Origin of the sequence: Rhodococcus sp. OK611, assembly GCF_003050885.1 — a bacterium.
Lineage (GTDB): Bacteria > Actinomycetota > Actinomycetes > Mycobacteriales > Mycobacteriaceae > Rhodococcus_G > Rhodococcus_G oryzae.
This window is the reverse complement of the sequence record NZ_QAOZ01000011.1, coordinates 100,523-120,084: the sequence shown is the minus strand read 5'-3', so window position 1 is coordinate 120,084 and position 19,562 is coordinate 100,523. Positions and strand designations below refer to the sequence as shown.

The window sequence follows — 19,562 nt, the reverse complement described above, 5'->3', positions numbered from 1 at the left end:
CGAACGACTCAGACGTCGCGTCGGCAGTGCCGACTTGCACGTCGCGTCGGCGGAGCCGACTTGCGCGTCGCGTCGGCGGAGCCGACTTACACGTCGTAGTACAGCTGGAACTCGTACGGGTGCGGCCGCAGGTTCACCGGGGCGATCTCCTGCTCGCGCTTGATCGAGATCCAGCTCTCGATCAGGTCGGTCGTGAACACGCCACCCTCGGTGAGGTACTCGTGATCGGCCTCGAGGCGGTCGATGACCGTCGCCAGGCTGGTGGGGGCCTGCGGGATGTTGCGGGCCTCCTCCGGCGGGAGCTCGTAGAGGTCCTTGTCGACCGGCGCCATCGGCTCGATCTTGTTCTTGATGCCGTCCAGGCCGGCCATCATCTGCGCGGCGAAGTTCAGGTACGGGTTACCCGAGGAGTCCGGCGCGCGGAACTCGATGCGCTTGGCCTTCGGGTTGTTGCCGGTGATCGGGATACGCACCGCCGCGGAGCGGTTGCGCTGGCTGTACACCAGGTTGATGGGGGCTTCGTAGCCCGGCACCAGGCGGTGGTACGAGTTGACCGTCGGGTTGGTGAAGGCCAGCAGCGACGGTGCGTGGTGCAGGATGCCGCCGATGTAGTGGCGGGCCATGTCGGACAGGCCCGCGTAGCCGGACTCGTCGTGGAAGAGCGGCTTGCCGTCCTTCCACAGCGACTGGTGCACGTGCATGCCCGAGCCGTTGTCACCGAAGAGCGGCTTCGGCATGAAGGTCGCGGACTTGCCGTTCTGCCAGCAGGTGTTCTTCACGATGTACTTGAACAGCTGCAGGTCGTCGGCCGCCGCGAGCAGGGTGTTGAACTTGTAGTTGATCTCCTGCTGGCCGCCGGTGCCCACCTCGTGGTGGCCGCGCTCGAGCTCGAAGCCCGCGTTCTGCAGGTTGGTGGAGATCTCGTCGCGCAGGTCGACGTAGTGGTCGTACGGGGCGACCGGGAAGTAGCCACCCTTCGGGCGGACCTTGTAGCCGAGGTTCGGGCTGCCGTCGGCGTTGACCTCGTTGCCGGTGTTCCAGGAGCCGGAGATCGAGTCCAGCTCGTAGAAGGCGCCGTTCATGCCGGAGTCGTAGCGGACCGAGTCGAAGATGTAGAACTCGGCCTCGGCGCCGAAGAAGGCGGTGTCGGCGATGCCGGTGCTGACCAGGTACTCCTCGGCCTTGCGCGCGACGTTGCGGGGGTCGCGGCTGTAGGACTCACGGGTGAACGGGTCGTGCACGAAGAAGTCCATGTTCAGCGTCTTGGCGGCGCGGAACGGGTCGACTCGGGCGGTGCTGACGTCGGGCAGGAGCATCATGTCCGACTCGTGGATCGACTGGAAGCCGCGGACGGACGAACCGTCGAACGCGAGGCCGTCCTCGAAGACGTCCTTGTTGAACGCGGACGCCGGGATCGAGAAGTGCTGCTGAACGCCCGGCAGGTCGCTGAACCGGATGTCGACGTACTCGATCTTTTCGTCGGCTATGTAGTTGATGACCTCTTCGGCCGTGGTGAACGCCACGCGTGTGCTCCTTCAGTTGGTGCCTGCCGATTGTGCATTCCGGCGGCTTGCGTCGAGACAGACGGTATGGACCTGGTGTTGCCCAGCAATCAAGGTTGTGTTTCGCCAGTGTTACACGTCTCGGAAAACGGTGTATCTCACACCCTCCCCGGGCCATCGTGATCCACCCGCCACGCTGGGCCTATCCTGGGGAGCATGGCGCGAAGCACTGGATCCTGGCTCTCCGGCCCCTCGGCGGCCCTTCCCAAGGGGGAGGACGGCACCGAGAACCTCTACAAGGGCGAGCGGCTCGGATTGCCGGAGTCGGGCCGCGGATCGTTGGTCGGGTCCGGCCGACGTCTCGCGGCCTTCATGATCGATTGGCTGATGGGCGGCGGCGTCGCGCTCCTGATCCTCGGCGGGGATGCGCTCGACGGCCGGCTCGGCAGCATCATCCTGATGGTCTGGTTCGTCGTCGGCGTGCTCACGGTCTCGCTGTTCTCCTTCACCCCCGGCCAGTACTGCGTGGGACTGCAGGTGGCCCGGGTCGACGCGCCGGTGCCCGTCGGCATCGTGCGTGCGCTGGCCCGCCAGGTGCTGCTGGTGTTCGTCATCCCCGCGCTGATCACCGATCTCGACGGCCGCGGCATGCACGACCGCGCCACCGGCACTGCGCTGGTTCGCTCGCGCTAGTAGCCCCGCACCCGAACGCGAAGTGCCCTCGACGTGATTCACGTCGAGGGCACTTCGGTTGTGAGGGGGGGAGGGTCAGCGCCTGCGCATCGTGCGCTGGACGCCCTTCATCTTGGCTCCGCCGGGCAGCGGGCCCTTCGGCATGGCCGGGCCGCCGCGGGCGCCGAGCGCAGCCAGCCGCGCCTCGATCGAGTCCATCCGCTTGGTGTCGATGTTCTTCGGCAGCTTCGCGAGGTACTTCTGCAGCTGCGACAGCGGCACCTGGCCCTCGTCGTTGCCGATGATGATGTCGTAGATCGGGGTGTCGCCGACGAGCCGCGCGGTCTTCTTCTTCTCCTGCGCGAGAAGGGACTTCACCCGCTGAGGCGAACCCTCGGCGACCAGGATGACGCCCGGCCTGCCGATCACCCGGTGCACGGCGTCGAGCTGGGTTGTGCCGGCGATCGCGTTGGACACCCGCCAGCCGCCCTGCAGGTTGTCCAGTGCCCAGGCACCGGCGCCTGCCTGGCCCTCGGCCTTGCCGTACACGGTCTTCTGCACGCGCCTGCCGAAGATGATGAACGCGGCGAGCACGCCGAGCAGGATGCCGATCGGCAGCAGGAACCACTCGATTCCGAAGATGAGGCCGACAAGGAAGAACACCACGGCGAGCCCGACGACGGCACCGATCATCAGCGGCAGCAGCAGCTTGTCTTCTTTGCGCTGCATCTGGAACGCCTGCCAGAGCTGGCTCCTGCGCTCCTTCGATGCCTGCTTACGGGCCGCTTTCGCCGCAGCCTTCGCCTCTTTGGTGGGCTTGCCCTTGCCGTTCGCCATACGTCACAGGATACGTCCCTGGCCGGAGGCCGATCGCACCCGAGTGGTGGTCGGGCTCAGGCGCGGGCGAGCCGCTCCATCAGGGAGCTGGCTTCCTGCGAGGCGCTGCCCCCGTCGGCGAGATGTGCCTGGCCTTCGGGCAGCTCGCGGCCGTGGTGCGCCATCGCCTGCGCGTAGAGGCGACCGGCCCGGTAGGAGGAGCGGACCAGCGGTCCGGCCATCACGCCCGCGAAGCCGAGTTCGGTGGCGAACTGGGAGTGCTCGACGAACTCCTCCGGCTTGACCCACCGCTCGACGGGATGATGCCGCGGCGACGGACGCAGGTACTGGGTGATGGTGATGATGTCGCAGCCGGCCTCGTGCAGGTCGACGAGCGCCTGACGGATCTCCTCTGGCGTCTCGCCCATGCCGAGGATCAGGTTCGACTTGGTGACCAGTCCGAAGTCGCGGGCGGCGGTGATGACGCCGAGCGAGCGCTCGTACCGGAACGCGGGACGGATGCGCTTGAAGATCCGCGGCACGGTCTCGACGTTGTGCGCGAGGACCTCCGGCCGCGACTCGAACACCTCGGCCAGCAGATCCGGCTTGCCGTTGAAGTCGGGGATCAGGTTCTCGACGCCGGTGCCGGGGTTGAGGGCGTGGATCTGGCGGACCGTCTCGGCGTACAGCCAGGAGCCGCCGTCCTCGAGGTCGTCGCGGGCGACGCCGGTGATCGTGGAGTACCGCAGACCCATCGCCTGCACCGACTCGGCGACGCGGCGCGGCTCGTCGCGGTCGAGCGCGTCCGGCTTGCCGGTGTCGATCTGGCAGAAATCGCATCGGCGGGTGCACTGTTCACCGCCGATGAGGAAGGTGGCCTCGCGGTCCTCCCAGCACTCGTAGATGTTGGGGCAGCCCGCTTCCTCGCAGACCGTGTGCAGACCCTCCCGCTTGACCAGACCCTTGAGCTCGGAGTACTCCGGGCCCATCTTCGCTCGGGTCTTGATCCAGTTGGGTTTGCGTTCGATGGGGGTCTCCGCGTTTCGGATCTCGATACGGAGCAGCTTGCGTCCTTCTGGGGCCACAGTCACGGCTCCGATGCTACGCCCGGCGCGAGGACGCCGATCGACCGGGAGAGGCGCAGGCGATGGGCGTCAGGCGAACCGGTGCGTGGTGAAGCGGGTAGGCGCGGCCGCGGCCGCCTCGTCGAAGGTGATGCGCTCGATGTCGTGCTCGGTGACCTGGAGTTCGCCGTCGAGCGCGGCCGCGACCGCGGCGACGACAACAGGGGTGATCTCGGCGACGGTGACCGTCCGCCCGAGTTCACGCGAGAGCGAGGTGACGCCTGCGTCGGCGATGCCGCACGGGATGATCTCGTCGAAGGCCCCGAGGTCCGCGTCGCAGTTGATCGCGAAGCCGTGCATGGCGACCCCGCGCTGCATCCGGACGCCGATCGCGGCGATCTTGCGCTCGGGCAGCCAGGACCCGCCGGTCAGCGAGGCGGGCAGCCACACTCCTGAGCGGCCCTCGACGCGTCCGCATCCGATGCCGAGGTCGGTGCAGACGGAGATCAGTGCCTCCTCGATCCGCCGGACGTAGTTCACGACGTCGACCGGCACGGCGAGCTTGACGATCGGGTAGCCGACCAACTGTCCGGGCCCGTGCCAGGTGATCTTGCCGCCGCGGTCCACGTCGATCACCGGGATGCCGTCGGTGGGCCGGTCCTCAGGGGCGGTGCGACGCCCGGCGGTGTAGACGGACGGGTGCTCCAGCAGCAGCAGGGTGTCACGCCCGCTGTCCGCGGCCCGCTCGGCGACCAGTTCGCGCTGCAGATCCCATGCCGCCAGGTAGTCGAGAGTGCCGAGACTCCGCACCTCGAGGGGATCCGTGCTGAACCGAACCGAGGAAGTGGTGCCCATGGGGCACACGTTACGCCGGGCCCACCGGTCGGCTGGGCGCGGTCCGGGCCGAGGGCAGTCAGTCCGACAGCGCGGCGTCGATGGCTTCGCCGATCGTGTTGTGGTGGAAGGTGAATCCGGCGCTCTCCAGCGCCGTGGGTAGGACCCGCTGCCCGGTCAGTGCGACCTCGTCCGCGATCTCGCCGACCAGCGCGCGCACCGCGAATCGGGGCACCACCCATGGCGTCGGGCGGTGCAGGGCGCGGCCCAGCTCGGCTGTGAAGCACGCGTTGGTCGCGGGCGAGGGCCCGGCGAGGTTCACCGGGCCGCTCAACGTCTCGGTTCGCAGCGCGAACGCGATGGCGTCGAGCTCGTCCTCGAGGGAGATCCAGGACAGGTACTGCCGCCCGGTGCCGAGTCGGCCGCCGAGCCCCAACCGGAACAGCGGACGCAGGCGGCCGAGCAGCCCGCCCCGCGGCGAGATCACCGCCGCGCTCCGCAGCAGCACGGTGCGCACCCCGGCCTCCCTGGCGGGCATGGTCGCCGCCTCCCAGTCCCGACACAGGTCGGCCAGGAAGCCGGTTCCCGGCGCCGCGGTCTCGTCGACGACCCGCTCGCCGGTGTCGCCGTAGTAGCCGACCGCGCTGGCATTGAGCAGCGTCGGCACCCCGGCATCGGCGACCGCCCGCGCGATCACGTCGGTGGAGGTGATGCGGCTGTCCCGCAGCGTCTGCTTGAACGCACCGTTCCACCGGGTATCGCCGAAGTTGGCGCCGCACAGATTCACCACCGCGTCCGCGTCGGTGAAGGCGCGCTCGTCCAGCTCGCCGCGCTCGGGGACCCACCGGTACTCGTCCGGACCCGCGGCAGGCCGCCGCACCAGCCGCCGGATCTCGTGGCCGTCCGCCCGCAGCGAAGCCACAAGGGATGACCCGATCAAGCCGGACGAGCCGGCGATTGTCACTCGCATCGTGCTGCCTCCTGACGCCGTCGGGGGCACCACCGGTGATCCGGTGGTGCCCCCGACGGGCGTGTCCGTGCTGCCGATCTACAGGTCGAGCTAGAGCCCCAGGTCCGCCTCGAACGAGGCTTCCTCGAGCCGCTGCTTGATCGTGGTGAGGAACCGACCCGCGTCGGCGCCGTCGATCAGGCGGTGATCGTAGGTGAGCGGCAGGTAGCACATCGATCGGACGCCGATGGACTCGTTGCCGTTCTCGTCGGTGATCACCATCGGGCGCTTGACGATCGCGCCCGTGCCGAGCATGGCGGCCTGCGGCGGCACCAGGATCGGGGTGTCGAACAGGGCGCCCTGGCTGCCGATGTTGGTGACCGTGAAGGTGCCACCGGCCAGCTCGTCCGGCTTGAGGCCGCCGGAGCGGGCCCGCTTGGCGATGTCCGCGATCGCGCGGGCCAGGCCGGCCAGCGACAGGTCGCCCGCGTTGTGGATCACCGGGGAGAGCAGGCCCTGCTCGGTGTCCACGGCGATGCCCAGGTGCTCGGCCGCGTGGTAGGTGATCTCCTTGGCGTCCTCGTTGTAGCTGGCGTTGACGTTCGGGTGTGCCCCGAGCGCCTCGACGACGGCCTTCGCGAAGAACGGCAGGAAGGTCAGGTTCACGCCCTCACGCTCGGCGAACCCGGCCTTGGCCTGGGCCCGCAGGGCGACGATCTTGGTGACGTCGACCTCGAAGGTCTGGGTCAGCTGCGCGGTGGTCTGCAGCGACTCCCGGGTCTTGACCGCGGTGATCTGGCGGATCCGGTTGACCTTCTGGGTGGTGCCGCGCAGGTGCGCGAGCTCGGGCCGGACACCCGCGGCCGGTGCGGCCGGGGCCGCGGCGGCGGGAGCAGCGGTTGCCGGGGCTGCGGCCGGGGCCTTCTTCGCCTCGGCTGCGGCCAGCACGTCCTGCTTGCGGATCCGTCCACCGACGCCGGTGCCGGTGACCGTCGACAGGTCGACGTTGTTGTCCGTGGCCAGCTTTCGGACCAGGGGGGTCACGTACGGGCTGCCGTCACCGGAGGGTGCGGCCGCCGGAGCGGGCGCGGCCGGAGCTGCGGGAGCCGGAGCTGCGGGAGCGGGTGCCGGTGCCGGGGGAGCTGGAGGTGCGACCGGGGGAGCCGGCGGTGCCGGGGGAGCCGGGGGAGCCGGCGGCGCGGCGGCCGGTGCCGGAGGAGCCGGCGGCGCGGCGGGCGCGGCGGCGGGGGCGCCCGAACCGATGACGGCGAGCTGGCCGCCGACCGGGACGGTGTCGTCCTCCTGGGCGCTGATCTCGAGCAGCGTGCCCGCGACGGGCGAGGGGATCTCGGTGTCCACCTTGTCGGTCGAGACCTCGAGCAGAGGCTCGTCGACGGCGACCGAATCGCCGACCGCCTTGAGCCAGCGGGTGACGGTGCCCTCGGTCACGGACTCGCCGAGTTCCGGCATGGTGATCGGGGTTCCGGACGCCGCCTCGGCGGGCGCGGGTGCGGCGGGTGCCTCTGCGGCCGGGGCGGGTGCGGCGGGTGCCTCTGCTGCGGGCGCAGGCGGTGCGGCCGGTGCGGGTGCGGCGGCGGGCTCCGGGGCGGCTGCGGGCGCGGGTGCGGCGGCTTCTCCAGCCGCGCCGATCACGGCGAGCTCTCCGCCGATCTCGACGGTCTCATCCTCGTGCGCGACGATCTTGGTCAGCACGCCTGCCACCGGGGAAGGGATCTCGGTGTCGACCTTGTCAGTGGAGACCTCGAGCAAGGGCTCGTCGACTTCGACCGTATCTCCTTCCTGCTTGAGCCACCTCGTGACAGTCCCCTCGGTAACGCTCTCACCAAGAGCTGGCATCTGGACGGAGAAGGCCATGCTTTTGACTCCTCGACAGTTGTGTTCGGGTTGTTGAGTTTTGCCGACTTGTGGTCGAAATCCATTGTGCGTGTCGTACTGGGTCCACGGGGCGTGTTGCGAACCGTGGACCTCGCGGACCCATCCTGTCATTGATCGGATTCGCCCGTCCTATGAGGGCCTGGTCACATGTTCCACATTCAGTTCTCAGCAAGCGCTGGCAAACTTGAAACTGGTCAGAACGGGCGGTCGCGCCACGGTGGGAGGAGGTAGGACGTGGGTCTTTTCAGCAGGCTCTCGAGGGGACGGGCGGGTTCCGGCCGACACGGCACGCGCGGACCCGACGCCAAGTACCTGGCGAACTGGGTGCACACGCACACCGGGGTCGAGGCCTTCGTCGAGCCGCAGACCACCGTCACGCCGGTCACGGTCGTGCTGGTCGCGAACGACGGGGAATGGACGCGACGCCCGGTGGGCGGGGTGCACGGAGCCCGCCGCCTCGGCGAGGATCTGCACATCCCCGTGTACGACGTCCACAAGACCGGGTACCCGCAGCGGATGCGCGACTACGACGCCCGGCAGAAGATCCTGCGCAACCGCGCCCGCGAGGCGTAGGCGGCCGCGCCGCCCGTGAGTCCTTCCGGCCCGCGGCGGGGCCGGAAGGACTCACAGGGTGTCAGCCCTGCTGGTCGATGTCCTCGAGGACGCTGATCATGGTTCGCACCGGGACCCCGGTGCCGCCCTTGCCGGTGAAGCCGAACGGCCCGCCGGTGTTGTAGGCCGGACCTGCCACGTCGATGTGCGCCCACTGCACGCCCTCGGCGACGAACTCCTTGAGGTAGATCGCGGCGGCGAGCATGCCGCCCCAGCGATGGTTGGTGACGTTGGCCAGGTCGGCGACCTTCGAGTTGAGGTCCGCGCGCAGCTCGCCGGGCAGCGGCATCGCCCACGCGTTCTCGCCGATCTGCTGCGAGATGCGGGCGACGCGGTCGCGGAACTCGTCGGTGCCCATCACGCCGGGCGTGCGGTTGCCAAGCGCCACCATCTGCGCCCCGGTCAGGGTGGCGGTGTCGATCAGGTAGTCGGGCTTCTCCTCGCAGGCCCGCACGATCGCGTCGGCCAGGATCAGCCGTCCCTCGGCGTCGGTGTTGATGACCTCGACCGTGGTGCCGCCGTACTGGGTGAGCACGTCGCCGGGGCGCTGCGCGGTGCTGGACGGCATGTTCTCGGCCATCGGCACCCAGGCGTCGACGCCGACCCTCAGGCCGAGCTTCGCGGCCAGCACCACCGTCGCGACGACCGCCGCGGCGCCGCCCATGTCGGAGGTCATGTTCTCCATGCCCGCGGCAGGCTTGATCGAGATGCCGCCGGTGTCGAAGGTGATGCCCTTCCCGACCAGGGCCACGGACCTGCCGCCGGACCCCTTGTGGGTGAGCCGGACCAGTCGCGGCTGACGCGAGGAGCCCTTGCCGACGCCGAGGATGCCGCCGAAGCCGCCCTTCTCGAGCGCCTTCTCGTCGAGGATCTCGACCTCGAGTCCGGCCGCGGTGCCGAGCGCCTCGGCGCGGGCGGCGAACTCCTCCGGGAAGAGGTGGCTCGGCGGGGTGTTCACGAATTCACGCGCGGTGGCGACGGCCTCGGCGATCGCGGCGGACCGGGCGAGGGTGCTCGCGGACTCCTGGTCGCCGGGCTCCTCGACGAGCAGCTCCACGCGGGCGAGCGGCTTCCCGTTGTCCTTCGGCGCCGACTTGGCCGACTTGAACCGGGTGAAGGTGTAGGCGCCGAGGTAGAAGCCCTCCGCGGCCGCGCCGAGGTCGAGCGAGGACAGCGTGGTCGCCGCGACGGTGGTCCCGGCCAGTGCGCGGGCCGCGACGCCCGCGCCCTCGCGGATCCGCTGGGCGTCCACGTCGTCGGGGTCGCCGAGCCCAACCGCGAGGATGCTGGCGACGCCCGAGCCCGCGGGCGCCGGGATCCGGGTCAGTTCCTCCGCCTTGCCGGTGGCCCCGACCGCGACCAGCCCGGCCAGCACCGCCTCGGCGGTCGCGTCGTCGAGCGCATCGCCGACCGAGGCCTCCGGGCCTTCGGCGCCCTTGGTGAGGCCGATGACGAGGACCTCCACCGACTCGGCGACGGATCCGGCCAGCGCGAGCTCGGGGCCGAGGGGCGCGGTGGGGGTCTTGGCGGCACTCACTTCGATCTCCTGATCTGTTGGTGAACAACTGCGGGCCAACTCTAGTGCGGGGGCGATGCCCCGGTCGGCTAGCGTGTTCGCCCATGAGCGACGCTGAACTCTTGCAGGGCCCCCTCCGCGCGGTGCACGCCGAACTGGGTGCCACCTTCGCCCCGTTCGGCGGCTGGGAGATGCCGGTTTCCTACGCGGGTGTGGTGGCCGAGCACACCGCGGTCCGCGAGACCGTCGGCGTCTTCGACGTCAGCCACCTGGGCAAGGCGCTGGTCGCGGGACCGGGTGCGGCCGAGTTCGTGAACGCCTCTCTGACCAACGATCTGGGCAAGATCGGGCCCGGCCAGGCGCAGTACACCCTGTGCGCCACCGAGACCGGCGGCGTCACCGACGACCTGATCGTCTACTACGTCAGCGACGAGGAGGTCTTCCTCGTCCCGAACGCGGCCAACACCGCGGCCGTCGTCGCCGAGCTGGCCGCCAAGGCTCCCGCCGGGATCACGGTGACCGACCAGCATCGCGAGTTCGGCGTGCTCGCCGTGCAGGGCCCGAAGTCCGCGGAAATCCTTGCCGCGCTTGGGCTTCCGTCCGACATGGAGTACATGTCCTTCGCCGACGCCACCTTCGGGGGAGTCACCGTCCGGGTGTGCCGCACCGGGTACACCGGTGAGCACGGCTACGAGCTGCTCCCCGCGTGGGACGACTGCGAGAAGGTGTTCCGCGCGCTCGTCGCCGAGGTCCGTGCCGCCGGCGGTGAGGTCGCCGGGCTCGGTGCCCGCGACACCCTGCGCACCGAGGCGGGCTACCCGCTGCACGGTCACGAGCTGTCGACGGAGATCTCGCCGCTGCAGGCGCGCTGCGGCTGGGCGATCGGGTGGAAGAAGCCGGAGTTCTGGGGCCGCGCCGCGCTGGTTGCCGAGAAGGAGGCCGGACCGGCCCGCAAGATGTGGGGCATCAAGGCGCTCGACCGTGGCGTGCTGCGTCAGGGCCAGACCGTCATGCGTGACGGCGCCCCGATCGGGGAGACCACGTCGGGCACCTTCTCGCCGACCCTGAAGGTCGGGATCGCGCTGGCGCTCATCGATACCGATTCGGGTGTCGGGGCGGGGGATCAGATCGAGGTCGACGTGCGCGGCAGGGCGTTGCGCTGCGAGGTCGTCAACCCGCCGTTCGTCCCCGTCCACACCAAGTAAACGTCCTCACCCGGTTCGATAGGATTCCCGCCATGACTGGTGTTCTCGACTTCACGCGCATCCCGCACCCCTCGCCCGCCACAGCCGCGGAGCGCGATCGGGTGCTGGCTGCTCCCGGGTTCGGGAAGTACTTCACCGATCACATGGTGACGATCGACTACACCGAGGGACGCGGGTGGCACAGCCCGACCGTGCAGCCGTACGCCCCGCTCCAGCTCGACCCGGCGGCCATGGTGCTGCACTACGGCCAGGCGATCTTCGAGGGGCTCAAGGCCTACCGCCAGCAGGACGGGTCCATCGCCTCGTTCCGGGTGACCGCGAACGCGGACCGTTTGCGTGCCTCGGCCCGCCGCATCGCGATGCCCGAGCTGCCCGACGACCTGTTCCTCGCCTCGATCACGGAGCTGCTCGCGGTGGACCGGGACTGGGTGCCCGCCGCGGGCGGCGAGGACTCGCTGTACATGCGCCCGTTCATGATCTCGACCGAGGTCGGGCTCGGGGTGCGTCCGTCCACCGAGTACCGGTACCTGCTGATCGCCTCGCCCGCCAGTGCCTACTTCCCGCGCGGGGTGAAGCCGGTGAGCGTGTGGCTGTCCACCGAGTACGTGCGTGCGGCTCCCGGCGGCACCGGAGCGGCCAAGTTCGCAGGCAACTACGCGGCCTCGCTGGTCGCGCAGGCGCAGGCGGCCGACGAGGGCTGCGACCAGGTGGTGTGGCTCGACGCGAAGGAGCGCTGCTACGTCGAGGAGATGGGCGGGATGAACCTGTTCTTCGTCTTCGGGTCCGGCTCGTCCGCCCGACTGGTGACCCCGGAGCTGTCCGGTGCGCTGCTGCCCGGCATCACCCGCGACTCGCTGCTGACGCTGGCCGCCGATGCGGGGTTCGCGGTCGAGGAGCGCAAGATCAGCACCGACGAGTGGCGCGAGAAGGCCGCCTCCGGCGAGATCACCGAGGTGTTCGCCTGTGGCACGGCCGCGGTGATCACCCCGGTCGGCACGGTGAAGTCGGCCGCGGGTGAGTTCACCATCGGCGACGGCGGATCGGGCGAGGTGACGATGGCCCTGCGCGACACCCTCACCGGGATCCAGCGCGGCACCTTCGCGGACACCCACGGCTGGATGTCCACGCTGGCCTGAGTCCGGCAGCGGGAGGGCGCCGCAGGCGCACCTACCGGGTGCGTCAGTCGACGTCCTCGACGGCGATCCGGCCGAGCCGCCGACGGTCGGAGAGGATGTCGATCTCGGCGATCCGCCCGCGCCTGATCGTCACACCGACGACCGCGAGCACCCGGCCCCGCGCGATGGTGACCACCCCCGCGGTCCCGTTGACCAGCACCGGACGGGCGAACCGGGCCAGTCGCGAGAAGGTGATCGTTCGAGCCGCCACCGCAGGCGCCCCGGTGACCACAGCGGGTACTCCCGCCTGGGCCGCTCCTGCGTCGGTCCGCAGGACCACGTCCGGATCGAGCAGCGCCACCAGCCGGTCGAGGTCGCCGCCGCGCGCGGCGGCCAGGAAGGCGTCCACGACCTCGCGTTGGCGTGGCCGATCGGTGTCGGGAACCGGGGCGCTCCGCACGCGTCGTCGCGCGCGACTGGCGAGCTGCCGGGCGGCCTCGGGCGACCGATCCACTATGGGGGCGATGTCGTCGAACGGCACGGCGAACATGTCGTGCAACACGAACGCTAGCCGCTCCGCCGGCGGCAGCGTGTCGAGCACCACGAGCAACGCCAGCCCCACCGAATCTGCAAGGAGCGCTTCGTGTTCGGGCCCTGTGTCGTCTGGCCCGCCGACGATCGGGTCGGGTAGATGAACGCCGAGGAGGGTCTCGCGGCGCGCACCGCGGGCCCGCAGCAGGTTGAGGCACACGCGGGCGAGCACGGTGGTGAGCCACCCGCCCAGATTCCGCACGTCGTCCGTGTCGGCGCGGCTGAACCGCAACCACGTCTCCTGGACGGCGTCCTCGGCCTCGCCGACAGACCCGAGCATGCGGTAGGCCACCGCCCGCAGGTGTGCGCTGTGCGCCTCGAACTCTTCCGCCAAGAAGTCGTCGCCGTCCATCGGTCACATTCCTTTGTCGCCGTCTGTCAATTAGATGACGGACAGAACCCGGCCGGTGTGACAACGGTGAGCCGGGTGATCAGACAGGAGACCCGACATCATGAACGCAGTCACGAACACCTCCCCGATCACCGCGCGGCGATTGCGCCCCGGCGACCCGATCGAGCACCGGACCCTGACCACCATCGGAGGGGACCGGATCGCCCTGCCCGATCCCTCCGGGCTGGCCCATCTGCAGTTCCGACGCTTTGCGGGGTGTCCGATCTGCAACGTGCACCTGGCGTCGATCGCCCGGCGGCACGACGAAATCCGCGCCGCCGGGATCCGCGAGGTCGTGGTGTTCCATTCCCCGGCCGAGCACATGCGGCCGCACCAGGGCCGGCTGCCGTTCGCGGCGATCGCGGACCCCGACAAGGTCCTGTACGCCGCCTTCGGCGTCGGATCCGCGGCCAGGGCGGTGCTGCACCCGAGTGCCTGGAGCGCCCCGCTGCGCCCGCGGACCTGGGCCGTCGTCGCGAAGGGTGTTCGGGCGGGCGGGCTGCCGACCCCACACGGCCAGAGCGTCCTCGGGCTGCCTGCGGACTTCCTGATCGGCCAGGAGGGCACGGTGCGGGCCGTCAGGTACGGCAGGCACGCGGCCGATCACTGGTCGGTCGACGAGATCCTGAGCGAGGCCGCCGCCGCGTCGTCCCGGAGGTGACGCCCGCCCGCGGCCTCACCCGGCCAGAAGCGCACCGACGGCGACGACGGTGACCGTCACCTCGACCGCCGCGCCGAGCACGTCCCCGGTGACGCCGCCGAACCGGCGGACGCAGTGCCGGGTCAGCAGCGCGGTCGCGGCCAGCGCCGCGAGCACCACGACCGGTCCCTGCCACCAGCGGCCGGGTACCGCGAACAGGGCAGCCGCGGTCAGCGCCAGCGACCACAGCGCGCACGACCACCGGCCCTGGCTGTCGGCGACCAGCGCGCCGAACCCGGTCGGGCCCGCCGCGGGAACACCGCGCCTGCAGGCGAGCACGACCGCCACCCGGCCCGCCGCCACGGCGACACCGATCGCGATCCACTGCCCGGACTGGGCCAGCGAGCCGAACGAGAGGGCCTGCGCGCCGATGCAGACGATGAGGGCGACCACGCCGAAGGGGCCGATACCCCCGCCGCGCATCACCTCGAGGGCGCGCGCGGGCGGGCCGTAGCAGCCGAGCCCGTCGACGGTGTCCGCCAGCCCGTCGACGTGCATGCCGCGGGTGAGCAACGCCAGTGCCGTCACCGCGATCAGCCCGGCCAGGGCCGGATCGAGCGAGGCCGCGAGCAGCAACCAGAGTAGGCAGGCACAGGCGGCGCCGAGCAGCATCCCGACCACCGGGGTCGCGGCGATCGCCCGACGGCCGGCCGTCCGGTCGATCGCCGGGGCGTCGGGATCGTGGCGTGCGGGCAGCACCGTCAGCCAGGACAGTGCGAGCCGGATCCCGCCGAGCGCGTCGGTCACCGTCAGCGCGCCTCGGCCTCGGTCTCGTCGTCGGCCTCGGAATCGGTTGCCTGCTCATCGGATTCGGTGCTCACACCCGCGTCGGCGAAGGTTGCCATGTCGGCCAGGGTGGCGACCGCGGACTGCAGCACGGGCAGCGCCACCAGCGCACCGGACCCCTCGCCGAGTCGCATGCCCAGTTCGAGGATCGGGTCGAGCCGCAGGTGCTTGAGCGCGATCGTGTGCGCCGGCTCGGTGGAACGGTGGCCTGCGACCCACCACTCGCGGGCGCCGGGCGCCAGGTCCTCCGCGACCATGGCGGCGGCCGTCACCACGACGCCGTCGAGGATGACGGGGGTGCGGCGCAGCGCGGCCTGGGCCAGGAACCCGGCCATCGCCGCCAGGTCCGCTCCCGCGCCCACCCGCAGTAGCGCCACCGGGTCGGCGGTGACGGGCCGGACCCGGCGCATCGCGTCGCGGATGGCCGCGGTCTTGCGGCTCCAACCGGCGTCGTCGACGCCGGTGCCACGCCCGACCGCGGCGACCGGCTCGGTGTTGGTCAGCGCGGCGATCAGCACCGTCGCGGGCGTGGTGTTGCCGATGCCCATCTCGCCCGCGATGAGCAGATCGGCGCCGCTGTCGATCTCCTCATCGGCGATGGCGCGCCCCGCCGCGATGGCCTGCAGCGTCTCCGACTCGCTGAGCGCGTCCTCGCGGTCGATGGATCCGCTCGAGCGCCGGACCTTGTGCGTGGAGACGGAGGGCTCGGTGTCGGTCGCGACGGCGATGTCGACCACCCGTACCCCCGCCCCCGTGGTGGCGGCGAGCGCGTTCACGGCCGCGCCGCCCGCCTGGAAGTTGGCGACCATCTGCGCGGTCACCTCGGCGGGGTACGCGGACACGCCGTGCGCGGTCACGCCGTGGTCGCCCGCGAAGACGACGACCCGGGGGCGCGCGAACACCCGTGGCGGGCACTGGCCCTGGCAGGCCGCCGCCCATCCGCCGAGCGCCTCGAGCCGGCCGAGCGAGCCCGCGGGCTTGGTCAGCTGCTGCTGGCGGGCGTCGGCCTCGGCCGCGACGGCCGGGTCCGGGGGCGTGACGGCCTCGAAGGCCGCCTCGGAGGGGATGCCCGATTCGGTTGTCACAGTTGACCTCTCACTTCAGCGTGGTACCGCTTGAACGTGTCACTTGAAATAGGCGTCACTTGAGTCTGGTCGCCAGCCCGGCAACGACGAGGAGCACCTCGTCGCAGACCTGGGCCATCCTCGCGTTGAGGGAGCCGATCTCGTCTCGGAAGAGTCGACCGGACCGGGTCTCGGGGATCACGCCGAGGCCCACCTCCGGGCTGACCAGGACGAGTCTGCCGCGATGGTCGGCGACGGCGTCGACCAGGTCGTCGATCCGGGGGGCGAGGGTGCCTCGTGGGAGTTCCCAGGCCTGCGCCGCGTCCATCTCCGCGGTCAGCCAGGTGCCGAGATCGTCGACCATGGTCGGGGCGGCGTCGGTGCGCAGCAGCTCGGCGAGCCCGGCGCCGGTCGCGCTCTCGACGGTGGTCCACTCCCGCGGTCGGCGGCTGCGGTGCGCCTCGATCCGCTGCTCCCAGTCGGCGTCGTCGGCGTCGAGGCGGGCCGTGGCGATGTAGCGGACGGCGGTCGGCGCGGATCCGTCCATCAGTGCCTCGGCGTGGCCGGACTTGCCGGATCGTGCCCCGCCGAGCACGAGGGTGCGTAGCGGCGGCTGCGGGGCGGGGGACGGCACGGGCTAGACGGTACCAACGGCAGGGGCGCGGTCGCCGAACCGTCGGCGGTAGTCGGCGGGAGCCAGCCCGACCTGCCGGTGGAAGTGGTGGCGCAGGAGCGCGCCGGACCCGAACCCGCAGCGGCCCGCGATCTCCTCGAGCCCGTAGCCGGTCTCCTCGAGGAGCTGCTGGGCCAGCAACACCCGTTGCGTCGTCAGCCATTTGACCGGCGTGGTCCCGGTCTCGGCCGCGAACTTCCGCGCGAAGGTGCGGGTCGACATCGTCGACCGCGCCGCCAGGCTCTCGATGCTGTGGGCGGCGTCGAGGTGCTCGCTCATCCATCGCAGGGTGTCGGTGATGCTGTCGTCGGCGCAGTCGACCACGGCCCGCTCGATGAACTGGCGCTGGCCGCCGTCCCGTTGCGGCGGCACCACCATGCGACGCGCGATGGTGTTCGCGACGGCGCTGCCGAGTTCGCGCCGGACCAGGTGCAGGCAGGCGTCGATCCCGGCGGCGGTGCCCGCGCTGGTGATGAGGTTGCCCTCGTCGACGAAGAGGACGTCCGGATCGACGGTGGTGGTGGGAAAGGCGCGGGCCAGCTCGTCCGCGTGAACCCAGTGGGTGGTGCACTTGCGTCCGTCGAGCAGCCCCGCGGCGCCTGCCAGGAACGCGCCCGAGCAGACCGTGAGCACGGTGGCGCCCGCGTCGGCGGCCTCCCGCAGCGCCGCGACGACGGCGGGCGGGAAGTCGGTGCGGGTCGCGGAGGCCGGGATCGCGACCAGGTCCGCCCCGCGCAGTCCGTCGAGTCCGCGCTCGGGGGTGATGGAGATGCCGGGGGTGACGGACGTCAGGGGTACGCCCGCCTCCGGGCCGCAGACCCGGAAGTCGAAGGCGGGCAGGCCCGCCGCGGTGCGGTCGACGCCGAACACCTCGCAGACCACGCCGAACTCGAACATGGCGGCGTGGTCGACGAGGAGTACCGCGACCGAGGACAGCATGAGCACAGTATATGGCGCGATATTGACGAACTATGTCATTGCTGCCACTGTTGGCGGCAAATCCATGGCCGCAAAATTACAGCCATGACCACATTCATTGCGCTCGTCCTGCTGATGATCGCCCTACAGGGAGTCTTCCTGGCGGTCGCCCGCCGCGACCGGGACCGGGAACCCGCCGGCATCCGGCGATACCGGTTCAACCACTTTCGGTCCGATGACGCCTCGGGTTCGGTGAACGTCGTCGATCGGGACGCCGAACGGATGTTCGCCGACCTCCAGGCCGTGCGGCACCGGGCGCCGCACAGCTGAGGGGTACCGACTAGACGGCGTCGCCAGGGGAGACCCGGGGCTGCGGCGCCCGCATCTTCCGGATCTGCGAGGCCCGGACGAACGCGTACCAGCCCAGCTTCAGGCCGCCGTCCATGGTGTCGGGGAACCTCTCGCGGACCTGCCGATTGATGGTGCGGCCCATGATGTACCCCTCGGCCAGCATGAACAACATCAGCACCAACATGCCCAGCGTCACGATCGACTGGATCGCGGGGCTCAGGAACATCGCCATGATCAGCAGCAGCGCCAGCGGCATGAACAGCCCCACCAGGTGCCTGCGGGAGTCCACGAGGTCGCGGACGTAGGCGCGCACGGGGCCCTTGTCGCGCGGCAGCAGGTACTTGTCCTCACCCGCGAGCATTCGGGCGCGTCGATCGGCGGCGGTCGCCCGGCGCTCCGCGGAGGCCTGCTTGCGCTCCTCCTTGCTGCCCTGGGTCTGCTTGCGTCGAGCCCGCGCTTCCTTTGCGGTCAGCGGTGCGGGTGCGACCGGGCCGCGTCGCTTGCTCTCGGCCTCGCGGCGCTTCGGGGTCGGCCTGCCCTTGCCCTCGGTCTCAGACGTGGGGGAGGTCAGTTCGACCGCGGTCGACTCGACGACCTCATGGTCGCCGTTGTCGGGGGTGTCGGAGTTTCCTCGGCGCAGCAGCTTCACCCCTTCAGGTTACTTGCCGTGCGCGTGCATCGATTCGCACCCGTCCCGTCGGGATGGACACGGGGTCACCCCGCGCCGCGCTGCCGGGCGGCGCCGCCGGTCCTACACTCGGCCGATGCGAGTGCTGATCGCGCCGGATTCGTTCGGGGACACCCTCACCGCGGTCCAGGCCGCCGCGGCGATGGCGGCCGGCTGGTCCGCGGGCAGGCCCGACGACGAGCCGATCGAGGCGCCGCAGTCGGACGGCGGACCCGGTTTCGTCGACGTGCTGGCGGCCCGGATCGGTGAGCCGATCGCCGTGGCCGTCGACGGCCCGCTCGACGCGCCCGTGCGGGCCCACTGGCTGGCCGCCGGGGACACCGCCTACCTCGAATCGGCACAGGCGTGCGGCCTGGCGTTGCTCGGCGGGCCGCCGGATCCGCGCACCGCGGTCGCCGCGCACAGCCGCGGCGTCGGGCAGCTGATCGCCGCGGCTGTGGACGCGGGCGCCACCACGGTGGTGGTCGGGCTCGGCGGCAGCGGCTGCACCGACGGCGGCAGGGGACTGGTCGAGGCTCTCGGCGGCGGGACCGACCGCGCGGCCGTCGCCTCCGCGCGGGAGCGGCTGGCGGGGATCCGGCTGATCGCCGCCACCGACGTGCGGAACCCGCTGCTCGGCGAGCACGGCGCCGCCGTGGTGTTCGGGCCGCAGAAGGGTGCGGACGCTGCGGCGGTCGAGGTGCTGGAGCGGCGCAACGCCGAGTGGGCGCGGGTGCTGGAGTCGGCCGCTGGTAAACGGGTGGCCGACGTCGAGGGGGCGGGCGCGGCGGGCGGGATCGGGGCGGCGCTGCTGGCGCTCGGCGCGACGAGGGAATCGGGTGCCGCGGTGGTCGCGAGCCACACCGGGCAGGAGTCGCTGCTGGCGTCCGCCGACCTGGTGCTGACCGGGGAGGGGCGGTTCGACCACCAGTCGCTGCGCGGCAAGGTGGTGATCGCCCTCGCCGAGGCGGCGGCCGGGCACGGGGTGCCGACCGTGGTGATCGCGGGTCAGGTGCAGCTGGATGCGGGCGAGGCCGAGGCCGCGGGCCTGCGCGCGGTGTACTCGGTGACAGATCACGCCGGCTCGGTGCGCCTGGCGATGTCCGATGCGGCTGGTCAGCTGCGCGCGCTCACCGAGAAGGTGGCCCGGCAGTGGCCGCAGGAGGGGCGATGACACGGCCGCTGGTGGCGCGGTAGGGGCGCGGCGCGGCACACTGGAGGCAGTCCGACCCGGAACATT

At 71.2% G+C, this 19,562-nt stretch carries 20 protein-coding genes; 7 read left to right on the top strand and 13 right to left on the bottom strand.

The features are described from left to right. Window positions 1-86: 86 nt before the first annotated feature. A complete protein-coding gene (gene glnA, locus C8K38_RS15290; RefSeq protein ID WP_097212117.1) occupies window positions 87-1,523 on the bottom strand; it encodes a type I glutamate--ammonia ligase in 1,437 nt (478 codons plus the stop codon). A gap of 195 nt (window positions 1,524-1,718) precedes the next feature. Between glnA and C8K38_RS15285 the strand changes: the two genes are divergently transcribed. Further along, the gene (locus tag C8K38_RS15285; RefSeq protein WP_097212118.1) at window positions 1,719-2,195 is read left to right on the top strand and encodes an RDD family protein; all 477 of its coding nucleotides are present in this window, start codon (window positions 1,719-1,721) and stop codon (window positions 2,193-2,195) included. Between the two features lie 75 nt (window positions 2,196-2,270). Here the strand turns inward: C8K38_RS15285 and C8K38_RS15280 are convergent, their stop codons facing one another. From C8K38_RS15280 to sucB, 5 genes are all read right to left on the bottom strand, one after another. Beyond that, complete coding sequence (locus C8K38_RS15280; protein ID WP_097212119.1) at window positions 2,271-3,011, bottom strand: DUF4191 domain-containing protein; 741 nt, start codon at window positions 3,009-3,011, stop codon at window positions 2,271-2,273. A 56-nt stretch (window positions 3,012-3,067) separates the two neighbouring features. Continuing rightward, entirely contained in the window at window positions 3,068-4,081 is a 1,014-nt protein-coding gene (gene lipA / locus C8K38_RS15275) for a lipoyl synthase (RefSeq protein WP_077041971.1), read from the bottom strand. A gap of 63 nt (window positions 4,082-4,144) precedes the next feature. Then, on the bottom strand, window positions 4,145-4,909 hold the full coding sequence (lipB, locus tag C8K38_RS15270) for a lipoyl(octanoyl) transferase LipB (protein WP_097212120.1): 765 nt from the start codon (window positions 4,907-4,909) through the stop codon (window positions 4,145-4,147). Window positions 4,910-4,967: 58 nt separating this feature from the next. Next, entirely contained in the window at window positions 4,968-5,858 is an 891-nt protein-coding gene (locus C8K38_RS15265) for a TIGR01777 family oxidoreductase (protein ID WP_097212121.1), read from the bottom strand. Between the two features lie 90 nt (window positions 5,859-5,948). After that, entirely contained in the window at window positions 5,949-7,712 is a 1,764-nt protein-coding gene (gene sucB, locus C8K38_RS15260) for a 2-oxoglutarate dehydrogenase, E2 component, dihydrolipoamide succinyltransferase (protein ID WP_097212122.1), read from the bottom strand. A 255-nt stretch (window positions 7,713-7,967) separates the two neighbouring features. Here sucB and C8K38_RS15255 point away from each other — a divergent pair, with 255 nt between their 5' ends. Beyond that, on the top strand, window positions 7,968-8,306 hold the full coding sequence (locus tag C8K38_RS15255; RefSeq protein WP_097212123.1) for an oxidoreductase: 339 nt from the start codon (window positions 7,968-7,970) through the stop codon (window positions 8,304-8,306). A gap of 61 nt (window positions 8,307-8,367) precedes the next feature. On the opposite strand, the gene C8K38_RS15250 is transcribed toward C8K38_RS15255, so the two are convergent. Beyond that, complete coding sequence (locus C8K38_RS15250; RefSeq protein ID WP_097212124.1) at window positions 8,368-9,882, bottom strand: leucyl aminopeptidase; 1,515 nt, start codon at window positions 9,880-9,882, stop codon at window positions 8,368-8,370. Window positions 9,883-9,965: 83 nt separating this feature from the next. Between C8K38_RS15250 and gcvT the strand changes: the two genes are divergently transcribed. Beyond that, window positions 9,966-11,066: a glycine cleavage system aminomethyltransferase GcvT gene (gene gcvT / locus C8K38_RS15245; RefSeq protein ID WP_097212125.1), complete on the top strand. Its 1,101-nt coding sequence runs from the start codon at window positions 9,966-9,968 to the stop codon at window positions 11,064-11,066. Between the two features lie 32 nt (window positions 11,067-11,098). Continuing rightward, the gene (locus C8K38_RS15240; RefSeq protein WP_097212126.1) at window positions 11,099-12,202 is read left to right on the top strand and encodes a branched-chain amino acid aminotransferase; all 1,104 of its coding nucleotides are present in this window, start codon (window positions 11,099-11,101) and stop codon (window positions 12,200-12,202) included. Window positions 12,203-12,245: 43 nt separating this feature from the next. Here C8K38_RS15240 and C8K38_RS15235 read toward each other — a convergent pair whose 3' ends face one another. Further along, window positions 12,246-13,124 (bottom strand): sigma-70 family RNA polymerase sigma factor, encoded by an 879-nt coding sequence (locus tag C8K38_RS15235; RefSeq protein WP_097212127.1) that lies wholly within the window; start codon window positions 13,122-13,124, stop codon window positions 12,246-12,248. 100 nt (window positions 13,125-13,224) lie between these two features. On the opposite strand from C8K38_RS15235, the gene C8K38_RS15230 reads away from it, so the two are divergent. Continuing rightward, complete coding sequence (locus C8K38_RS15230) at window positions 13,225-13,824, top strand: peroxiredoxin-like family protein (protein ID WP_097212128.1); 600 nt, start codon at window positions 13,225-13,227, stop codon at window positions 13,822-13,824. Window positions 13,825-13,839: 15 nt separating this feature from the next. On the opposite strand, the gene C8K38_RS15225 is transcribed toward C8K38_RS15230, so the two are convergent. The 4 genes from C8K38_RS15225 to C8K38_RS15210 are packed head-to-tail and all read right to left on the bottom strand — an operon-like array spanning window position 13,840 to window position 17,325. Continuing rightward, entirely contained in the window at window positions 13,840-14,610 is a 771-nt protein-coding gene (locus tag C8K38_RS15225) for an adenosylcobinamide-GDP ribazoletransferase (protein ID WP_097212129.1), read from the bottom strand. Window positions 14,611-14,612: 2 nt separating this feature from the next. After that, window positions 14,613-15,734, bottom strand: a complete 1,122-nt coding sequence (cobT, locus tag C8K38_RS15220) for a nicotinate-nucleotide--dimethylbenzimidazole phosphoribosyltransferase (RefSeq protein WP_097212130.1) — start codon at window positions 15,732-15,734, stop codon at window positions 14,613-14,615. A gap of 55 nt (window positions 15,735-15,789) precedes the next feature. Beyond that, window positions 15,790-16,347 carry a bifunctional adenosylcobinamide kinase/adenosylcobinamide-phosphate guanylyltransferase gene (locus tag C8K38_RS15215; RefSeq protein WP_257017494.1) on the bottom strand — a complete coding sequence of 186 codons (558 nt, stop codon included), beginning with the start codon at window positions 16,345-16,347 and terminating at the stop codon, window positions 15,790-15,792. Window positions 16,348-16,350: 3 nt separating this feature from the next. After that, window positions 16,351-17,325 carry a GlxA family transcriptional regulator gene (locus C8K38_RS15210; protein ID WP_097212215.1) on the bottom strand — a complete coding sequence of 325 codons (975 nt, stop codon included), beginning with the start codon at window positions 17,323-17,325 and terminating at the stop codon, window positions 16,351-16,353. Window positions 17,326-17,409: 84 nt separating this feature from the next. Here C8K38_RS15210 and C8K38_RS15205 point away from each other — a divergent pair, with 84 nt between their 5' ends. Then, a complete protein-coding gene (locus C8K38_RS15205) occupies window positions 17,410-17,634 on the top strand; it encodes a hypothetical protein (protein WP_097212132.1) in 225 nt (74 codons plus the stop codon). A gap of 10 nt (window positions 17,635-17,644) precedes the next feature. Here the strand turns inward: C8K38_RS15205 and C8K38_RS15200 are convergent, their stop codons facing one another. Beyond that, window positions 17,645-18,304, bottom strand: coding sequence for a DUF3043 domain-containing protein (locus tag C8K38_RS15200; protein WP_097212133.1), 660 nt, complete (start codon window positions 18,302-18,304; stop codon window positions 17,645-17,647). A gap of 115 nt (window positions 18,305-18,419) precedes the next feature. Here C8K38_RS15200 and C8K38_RS15195 point away from each other — a divergent pair, with 115 nt between their 5' ends. Next, a complete protein-coding gene (locus C8K38_RS15195) occupies window positions 18,420-19,496 on the top strand; it encodes a glycerate kinase family protein (RefSeq protein WP_097212134.1) in 1,077 nt (358 codons plus the stop codon). Window positions 19,497-19,562 lie beyond the last annotated feature (66 nt).

Bases quoted from the DNA above. Each gene is read 5' to 3' on its own strand.
- C8K38_RS15265 (WP_097212121.1), bottom strand. From the start codon at position 5,858: ATGCGAGTGACAATCGCCGGCTCGTCCGGCTTGATCGGGTCATCCCTT.
- C8K38_RS15235 (WP_097212127.1), bottom strand. From the start codon at position 13,124: ATGGACGGCGACGACTTCTTGGCGGAAGAGTTCGAGGCGCACAGCGCA.
- gcvT (WP_097212125.1), top strand. From the start codon at position 9,966: ATGAGCGACGCTGAACTCTTGCAGGGCCCCCTCCGCGCGGTGCACGCC.
- C8K38_RS15230 (WP_097212128.1), top strand. From the start codon at position 13,225: ATGAACGCAGTCACGAACACCTCCCCGATCACCGCGCGGCGATTGCGC.
- C8K38_RS15280 (WP_097212119.1), bottom strand. From the start codon at position 3,011: ATGGCGAACGGCAAGGGCAAGCCCACCAAAGAGGCGAAGGCTGCGGCG.
- lipB (WP_097212120.1), bottom strand. From the start codon at position 4,909: ATGGGCACCACTTCCTCGGTTCGGTTCAGCACGGATCCCCTCGAGGTG.
- C8K38_RS15195 (WP_097212134.1), top strand. From the start codon at position 18,420: ATGCGAGTGCTGATCGCGCCGGATTCGTTCGGGGACACCCTCACCGCG.
- C8K38_RS15240 (WP_097212126.1), top strand. From the start codon at position 11,099: ATGACTGGTGTTCTCGACTTCACGCGCATCCCGCACCCCTCGCCCGCC.
- sucB (WP_097212122.1), bottom strand. From the start codon at position 7,712: ATGGCCTTCTCCGTCCAGATGCCAGCTCTTGGTGAGAGCGTTACCGAG.
- C8K38_RS15205 (WP_097212132.1), top strand. From the start codon at position 17,410: ATGACCACATTCATTGCGCTCGTCCTGCTGATGATCGCCCTACAGGGA.
- C8K38_RS15285 (WP_097212118.1), top strand. From the start codon at position 1,719: ATGGCGCGAAGCACTGGATCCTGGCTCTCCGGCCCCTCGGCGGCCCTT.
- C8K38_RS15210 (WP_097212215.1), bottom strand. From the start codon at position 17,325: ATGCTGTCCTCGGTCGCGGTACTCCTCGTCGACCACGCCGCCATGTTC.